Source organism: Dysgonomonas sp. Marseille-P4677 (assembly GCF_016652235.1).
Classification (GTDB): domain Bacteria; phylum Bacteroidota; class Bacteroidia; order Bacteroidales; family Dysgonomonadaceae; genus Dysgonomonas.
This window is the reverse complement of the sequence record NZ_JAEPKU010000005.1, coordinates 71,020-79,851: the sequence shown is the minus strand read 5'-3', so window position 1 is coordinate 79,851 and position 8,832 is coordinate 71,020. Positions and strand designations below refer to the sequence as shown.

5 protein-coding genes are annotated in these 8,832 nt (G+C 35.8%); 1 reads left to right on the top strand and 4 read right to left on the bottom strand.

The annotated features are described in order from the left end of the window. The first annotated feature begins 248 nt into the window (after positions 1-248). Complete coding sequence (locus JGH11_RS02480; protein ID WP_201109985.1) at positions 249-6,050, top strand: DUF3320 domain-containing protein; 5,802 nt, start codon at positions 249-251, stop codon at positions 6,048-6,050. Position 6,051: 1 nt separating this feature from the next. On the opposite strand, the gene JGH11_RS02475 is transcribed toward JGH11_RS02480, so the two are convergent. The 4 genes from JGH11_RS02475 to JGH11_RS02460 form a co-directional block, all read right to left on the bottom strand. Further along, the gene (locus tag JGH11_RS02475; RefSeq protein WP_201109984.1) at positions 6,052-7,218 is read right to left on the bottom strand and encodes a retron St85 family RNA-directed DNA polymerase; all 1,167 of its coding nucleotides are present in this window, start codon (positions 7,216-7,218) and stop codon (positions 6,052-6,054) included. Between the two features lie 225 nt (positions 7,219-7,443). Continuing rightward, positions 7,444-7,677 (bottom strand): hypothetical protein, encoded by a 234-nt coding sequence (locus JGH11_RS02470; protein WP_236263831.1) that lies wholly within the window; start codon positions 7,675-7,677, stop codon positions 7,444-7,446. Positions 7,678-7,713: 36 nt separating this feature from the next. Beyond that, positions 7,714-7,980 carry a hypothetical protein gene (locus JGH11_RS02465; RefSeq protein WP_201109982.1) on the bottom strand — a complete coding sequence of 89 codons (267 nt, stop codon included), beginning with the start codon at positions 7,978-7,980 and terminating at the stop codon, positions 7,714-7,716. A 174-nt stretch (positions 7,981-8,154) separates the two neighbouring features. Continuing rightward, positions 8,155-8,814 (bottom strand): hypothetical protein, encoded by a 660-nt coding sequence (locus JGH11_RS02460; RefSeq protein WP_201109981.1) that lies wholly within the window; start codon positions 8,812-8,814, stop codon positions 8,155-8,157. Positions 8,815-8,832 lie beyond the last annotated feature (18 nt).

The following is an 8,832-nucleotide window of genomic DNA, read 5'->3' as shown; positions in this document are numbered from 1 at the left end:
TCGCTACCTATTTTAAAAAAGAAAAAAACAGTCAACACTTTGGGAATGAAATCATTGTATAAAACCCTATTATTATGATAAAATGTAAACAGACTCTATTGGATCACACATTTTAATAGAAATTGTGTAAAAGAAATTATTCTAGAGTAAACTTTGAAAAAGATGAAGTAAAAATTGTTAAATAGATTATTATCTTTAGGCCCTATAAAAAAGCATTCAAACTAACTATAACAAGGAGTCTTCTAATTATGGGTAACGAGCAAAGCAAACTGAGTATCGAATTTTCTCACCTGCCTGTTGTAAACTTTGCCATGCAACAAAACAGAGTATCTGTTATACGGGATTTTTCCATTGAAAACCTGACAGAAGAAATACTCAAGGATTTAAGAATTGAACTGTTAACAGATCCCGCATTTACAACAATTATCCCTATATCCATAGAAGCAATTAAAGCAAAAGAAAAAATAAGAGTAGAGATACCTAAATTAAATCTTTCAGCCAATTATTTTACACAACTGACAGAATGTATATTCAGCGACATATTTCTGAAAATATATTCAAAAGAAGAACTTCTATTTGAAGAAAAATATCCCATAAATGTCTTGGCTTATGATCAATGGGGAGGTATTGCCATTTTACCTGAAATATTATCTGCATTTGTCACCCCAAATCATCCGGCGACACTATCTATAATCAAACGAGCTGCAATGATCCTGGAACAATGGACAGGCAATCCATCATTAGACGAATATCAAAGCCGCAATCCCGATAGAGTACAAAAACAGATGGCCGCCATATATACAGCCATTTCTGAACAAGAAATTATATATAGTACTGTCCCTGCCAGTTTTGAAGACTACGGGCAACGAATCCGATTAGTGGATTCAGTAATGACTCAAAAACTCGGTACTTGCCTCGATCTGGCTTTGTTATATGCCTCATGTTTAGAAGCAATTGGGATACATTCTCTTATTATCGTGGTCAATGGACATGCGTTTGCCGGAGGCTGGCTTGTTCCCGAAACATTCCCGGACAGTGTTATTGAGGATGTCTCTCTTATAAGTAAACGGATTGCAGATGGAATCAATGATATCACATTGGTTGAGACTACCTGTATGTGCATGGGGCAGAACATTGACTTTGATCAAGCGGTAAAGATTGCAAGCAAACGTATTTCGCAACCAGATTTTATACTCGCTATAGATATAAAAAGAACCCGATTCTCCGGAATAAGGCCGATACCTCAACGAATATTGAATGGGCAGCATTGGGAAATAAAGGAAGATGTATCACTTGTTTTAAATAAATCTCAGGTAACACCACAGACTATAAATCCTTATGATTTGTCAGGAATAAGTTCGGAAGTTGTTGTCACCAAGCAGTTGTTATGGGAACGGAAGCTCCTTGATCTAAGCCTACGAAACAACCTCTTGAATATAAGAATTACAAAGAATACACTCCAACTAATTTCGGCCAATCTCGACTTGTTCGAAGATGCTCTGGCTAACGGAGAAGAATTCAGGATAATGCATAAACCTTCCGATTGGGACAATCCATTATTCGATTATGGATTGTATAAATCAATTCCAGAGGCCGATCCAATTACTGATCTTATAAAATCAGAATTGACACAAAAACGGCTTCGTTCTTATTTAAATGAGAATGAATTGGCTAAAGCTCTTACTTATTTATATCGTTCGTCACGTACAGCCTTGGAAGAAAACGGAGCTAATACATTGTATATTGCTTTGGGCTTGTTGAAATGGTATGAGACTAAATCGAGTGAACGTTCCCGTTATGCGCCAATATTACTTATACCTGTCGAAATAGTAAGAAAATCGGCAGCCAAAGGTTATGTCATACGTTCGCGTGAGGAAGAAACAATGATGAACATCACATTGTTAGAAATGCTTCGTCAGAATTTTAACATAACAATTTCAGGATTAGACCCATTACCTACAGATGATAATGGGGTAAATGTCAAACTTATTTATACTATTATTCGGAACAGTATAAAGAACCAACCGAAATGGGACGTTGAAGAACAAGCTATTTTAGGCCTATTCTCTTTCAATAAGTTTATCATGTGGAATGATATTCATAATAATTCTCATAAACTTATTGAAAACAAGGTTGTTTCGAGTCTGATGAATGGTAAGATAGAATGGGACATTGAAGAATGTAAAGTGGACGCTAAAGTATTGGATGACAATATTCCGCCCAACAAAATAATCCTACCTATCAGTGCCGATTCCTCGCAACTAGAAGCTATTTGGGAAGCATCGGAAGGGCGAAATTTTATTTTGCACGGACCTCCCGGAACAGGAAAATCACAGACTATAACTAATTTGATAGCCAATGCCTTATATAAAGGCAAGCGGGTCTTATTTGTAGCTGAAAAGATGGCAGCATTATCGGTTGTACAACGTCGTCTCGAAGCTATAGGGTTAGCTCCCTTTTGTTTAGAGTTACATTCTAACAAGACAAAAAAGGGAATGATTCTTTCACAATTAAAAAGAACAACTGAGGTCGTTAAGACAACTCCTCCTGAGAACTTCAAGCAAGAAGCGGAACGTATTTTTGTTTTGCGTACCGAAATGAATCGGTATATCGAGGCTTTACACAAAATATATCCATTCGGCATATCACTTTACGATGCGATTGTAAAATATCAACAAATAGACAATGATCCGCTATTTGATATTTGCGAAGGGCTTTTATCTAGTCTTGATAAAAGTACATTACAACAATGGCATGAAGCAATGGAGTTGTTAATATCTACAGCCAATGCTTGCGGACATCCGTATAAACACCCTCTAACGGGTATAACTATCGAACAATATTCGTCTGCAATAAAAGACGAAGCTTCAAAAAGCATTCAAGACCTAATCAGCCTGATATCTGATATACAGAAGCAGCTCGATCAATTACCGAACCTATTTTCCGAATTTGATACCTATAAGGATAAGAAGAATGCAAGGACAGTAACAAACATCATAGATAAACTTTTAAGTATTCCTGAACTTACCTCAGCATTACTTGTATCACCCCAATTAAGCGAGGTCGTAGACGAATACAGAGATGTCTGCGAACATGGAAAAAACAGAGATCGCTTAAAACAAAGCTTACTCTCAAGATTTTCGGAAGAAGTATTCTCTATTAATGCTAAAAAAATGCTGTTCGACTGGAATCAGACCTTAAATAAATGGTTTATACCTAAGTTTTTCGGACAGAGATCTATAAAAAAGCAACTTACAGTATATGCAACCAGCCAGTTGAACAAAGACCAGATATCATTAACCTTAGAAGATATAATAGAATACCAATCGGAAGAAACTTATTTAAAAAAATATGAAGATGATGTGCCTCTGTATTTTAAGAAGTATGGGCGCAATGGCAGCGAAGATTGGAAAACAATAGAACAGATTATTACAGATACTTCAGCTGTTAATTCATTAATACTGGAACACACGAAAGATATATCAAAAGCCACAAATATAAAACGCATATTGTCACTGCAATTATCAGATGGCATTAGTACTTTTAGAGAGATACATGGTGAAGCACTAATCACAATGAATAATCTTATGCCAAAACTGGAGCAACAAGAAGAACTATTGCATCGTGTACTGGGAATAAGCAAAAATTATTTATATAAACAATCAGAAAATTGGATTGATTCAGCTTTAGAACAGCTAAATATTTGGCTCGTCAATCTGGATAAACTTAAAGACTGGTATCAATGGTTGCTTGTTCGCAACAAGATGCAATCTTTGCAAATAGGTTTTATCGCCGACCAGTACAAAGATGACAACATTGAAACAAATAGGCTTCTGAACACATTCTACAAAAGCTTTTATAAAGCCGTAATTGAATATATTATCTCAAGAGAACCGAATTTACAACTGTTCAAAGGCAAAATATTCAATGACACCATAGAAAAATATAAAAGGTTGGTTTCAGACTTTGAGCAATTAACCCGGAAAGAATTGGTTGCCAAACTAGCATCTAACCTACCATCTTTCACAAGAGAAGCAGCTCAGAATTCGGAAGTTGGTATCTTACAACGAAATATCCGAAACAATGCCCGTGGCATTTCTATCCGTCGATTGTTTGATCTTATTCCGACTCTATTACCAAGAATGTGTCCGTGCATGCTGATGAGCCCTATATCTGTGGCACAATATATAGATGTAGATGCAGATAAATTTGATCTTATCGTCTTTGACGAAGCATCTCAAATGCCAACTTACGAGGCTGTAGGAGCTATTGCCCGAGGAAAAAATGTTGTGATTGTAGGTGATCCGAAACAAATGCCTCCTACAAATTTCTTTTCAGTAAATTCTACTGACGAGGAGAATATAGAAATGGAAGACCTGGAAAGCATTCTCGATGATTGTCTAGCTCTTTCTATGCCTTCCAGATACTTGCTCTGGCACTATCGAAGTAAGCATGAAAGCCTGATTGCCTTTAGCAATTCGGAATATTACGATAATAAATTATTGACGTTCCCTTCACCCGATAACATTGAGTCTAAGGTCAAATTTGTTCCTATTGATGGTCATTACGACAAAGGTAAATCTCGACAAAATAAAGCAGAGGCGCAAGCTATTGTCGATGAAATAGTAAGGAGACTAGAAAATGAAAAACTAAGAAAGAAAAGTATCGGTGTCGTTACATTTAGCTCTGTACAGCAATCGCTTATCGAAGATTTACTATCTGATGTATTTATGCTCAATTCTCAGTTGGAAAGTCTAGCACTAGAATGCGAAGAACCTATTTTTATCAAGAATCTGGAAAATGTACAAGGAGACGAAAGAGACGTCATTCTGTTTTCTGTAGGCTATGGACCGGATAAGGATGGGCGGGTAAGTATGAATTTTGGTCCTCTCAATAGAGAAGGAGGCGAACGCAGACTAAATGTTGCCGTATCAAGGTCCAGATATGAAATGATTATATATTCTACTTTACGGTCCGATCAAATCGATCTTAACAGAACAGGAGCAGTAGGTGTTGCCGGGCTTAAACGATTCTTGGAATATGCCGAAAAGGGAAGACGAATAGCAAACCGGACGCAAGATATAGTTGCAGAATATTCAATAAACAATTTGATAGCCAATAAACTTGAGAAGTTAGGATACAAAGTCGACACGAATATTGGTTGTTCGGGTTATAGAATAGATATTGGAATTGTAGACAAGGAGAATCCATCCAGATACAAGCTAGGTATTATATGTGACGGAGAGAATTACAGACGAGCTAAAATGGTCCGAGATAGGGAAATTGTACAGAATAGCGTTTTGAAGTTGCTTGGTTGGAATATACTTAAGGTATGGACTTTAGACTGGTGGGAGAATCCGGTTGCAGTTTTAGATTCAATAGAAGAGGCTTTGAACACAGAAGAAAAGTATATTATAGACCGAGAAGTCATTATACCACAGAAAAGCTCACAGCCTGATAGTAGATCCATAGAGAACGAAGTCTCTCGAGTCGAGGATATAGAGTATAACATCACACCTTATCAGACATCTGCATTAATGCCTTCGCCATATGGTAGCGAAGAGTTCTTTTATCCTGGACATAAAAGAACGATACTGAATCAGATCAAAGAAATTATGAAGATAGAAGCTCCTATAAGCAAGTCCTTACTCTGTAAAAGAATTCTTGCAGCATGGGGTATTTCGAGATTAGGACAACGTTTAGATAGTTATATCAATGAACTATTGATATCATGTGGCTTTTATATGTCAAACTACAATGATTGTGACTTTTATTGGTTGAATGAAGAACAATATCTGCAATACAATCTCTTCCGCACAGGAATGAGGGATGCAGTTGATCTTCCTCCCGAAGAAGTAGCCAATGTAATGAAATATATATTGACCGATGAAATAAGTTTACCAACAACAGACCTATCCAGACTTTCAGCTCAGCTTTTAGGGTTTGCCCGAGGCGGATCGAATGTAGATGCTGCAATGCTTAGAGGAATAGATAAAGCTGTAGATAAGGGCTATTTAAAGATAGAAAACGGACGTGCGGTAATAATATAGTCTATATCTTTTTTAAAGCCGTAATAGACTTTTTTACATATTCGTTATCCGGCTCTACCATAAGCCAGAAATTGAGATAACCCATTAACCGCTTCATATAAGAAGGGTCGGTTGAGCCAATAAACCGTTGATGTTCAGCTAAACCTTTCGTTAGAATATAATGAACATTCTTCCTTATCTCTCGTTTCTTCGCTTTTGGAATCATTAGTTTTTTACCTGAACTAACAGATATGCCAGTAACTATTTTTCGTCTCTTCTCTGTAAGGAAACGCGTCTTTTTTCTCTGTATTATAAATTTCCCCTCCCTCACTATATTATTAATTTCGGAGAAGATTAGTTCAAAAAAAATATTTTCCCCTGAGAAGGTCAGGTCATCAGCATAACGAGTATATGTTAAATTGTTTTTCTGAGCAATAGAAACAAGTTTTACATCCATTTCATGTGCAACGATATTGCTAAGCGTAGGACTTGTTGCTGCACCTTGTGGAAGCTTTCCTTCTAGTGTACATAATTCAGCCAGTACTTCCGATATATTGGACGGATACCCAATCTTTCCAAAAGTTTCTATTATTCTTTGCTTTTTTATAGAACCGAAAAAATCGACAATATCAACTTTCAATATCTGTTTATTACCTAAATGGGCTTTCGCATTATGAGCTACAGAGATATTTTGACGGAATCCCATGCTAGCAGGATTCAGATTGACAGATAATAAAATACGCTTATAAATTACTCTCTGAATATTCAGAAGAGTCTTATTAGGTGCAGATATTGTTCGATAACCTCCGCTTCTTTTGCCTAGCTTGAAATGTGTGTAATGGTCAGAAGTGTCTTTTAATATTTCTATTAAAGTTTTTTTTTCAACAATTAGGAAGTTGGCACACCAAGTTATAGCTGCATCATCAAAAGGTAAAGGAGTAGAAAATATACGCGTAAGAAAACCTTGCCTTTTGGCTTTTACCTCAGTTTTATTCTTCTCTCTCTGCAAGAATGAGAAAATAAATTTTCTATGATTCTTCTTTTTTTCCTCTCCTTTGTCATAGTTATCAGCATTCCGATTATAACTACTTGTATTCCGGTTATAGTCGTCTTTTCTTCCTGAACTGAAAAGTTTGTAGAGCAACCATAATCCCAAAACTATAATAAGTATGACTATGTTTATATTCATCTTTAAATAAAAAGAGGATGAGTGTTTACTTTTAGGAATGTTCTTTAGTACACCTGCAAATCTGTAAGATTTAGGTAGTAATAAAGAACATTCCTAAATCTCAGAAAATACATGAACTAACGAGGCGACTACACCTCTTTCTTGCTAAATCTTTTACTCATCCCCTATTTTACGAAGATAAATTATTTTTTTGAAATATATAATCCATGGTCATTAGCTTTTCAATTATTCATATGCTTCAACAGCAAATAAGTCACTTTTTAAGGAATGTATACTATCTACTAATGACGTATCCATAATCGTATCGCCTTCGAAATATACTTCTCCTTTTACTATTGAATTCTTTTCTATCTGAAGTATTGTATCCTTTCCTCCATGACAAGTAAAGAATAAAAACATTGTTATTCCAATAAAAAGTACCGGATAAACAACAAAAGTGAGCATTGTATACAGGTTCATTCTCTTAAGCATACTAAGTGTTTTCGTTTTTCAACCTTAATTACTATTATTGATCATATTCATCCTTAAACAGGCATCTTTTTTCTTGTTATCTATAAGAATAGATAAAGAATCACTTGATAAATAGCCGACTTTTAGTAGATAGCCTTTAGCCGGTGAGTGTTTTTCAATTACTTGATGAGATCCAGACCCAATATCAGTAGGTACTATTTTGTCCATAGACATATTAATCCCAACCATAAAGATGAAAGCCACAATATATGACAGTACCTTGACTTTCCCTTTAAGAGTGTTTTTTTCCATAATTTATAATTTTTACATTCTAATTCTGGTAACACTCTGTTATTGTGTATATATACTTGTGTGTGTGTTTTGTGTCTTATTCATTTATAAAAAGGGTCCCGAAAAAAAGTATTAGGGGAACGGTAAATACATTTAGATCTATAGCACCCGGGACCCTTTATATTTAGATTTTAGCTACTTGCGCCAGTTTCTAGCTTGCTTACGAATTCTATCAAGAGAATTCTGGTTCGACTGTATCGTATCAAGCTTTGCTGCCTTTGGCGCTACTCCTTCTATTTTTACGTTAGGCACTTCTTTTTTCTTAGGTAACATCGATAGAAACTTATTATAGGCCTCTTTTAAATGAGTCGCCTCTTCAGTATTAAGATCAATATGTTGGTAACCCTGTGCGTAATGAACAGTGAAGGTCTTTACAAGATTATTGCTCAAAAAAGATAAATCACCAGAGAAGATTACTCTTATATCTGCTGTCTTTTGAGCAACAGTACTCATCCTTCGGGCTTTGGCATATCTAGCCGCCTTTAGTTCATATTTACCATTGTCGGTAACACACTCAAGTTTCTCATTCTTATAGTATTCTACAGGAACAGCCTCTTCGAAAACTGCATCAGTAAACATATACTTTAATGAAAGATGAAGGAAGGAAGAACCCTCCTCGGAAATAAATCGAACAGAGATCATCGGTTCCTTAAAACGGGGCTTTTTCTGTAATTTACCCAATGATATTGCCTCCCACTCAGATGTTATCGCATTATTTTTCACATCTGACTGCGAAAAAGCAGTCAATGCTATAGCCATGAATATCAGCGATAATACAGTTTTGATACAGTTCATATTATTTGTATTTTTTAA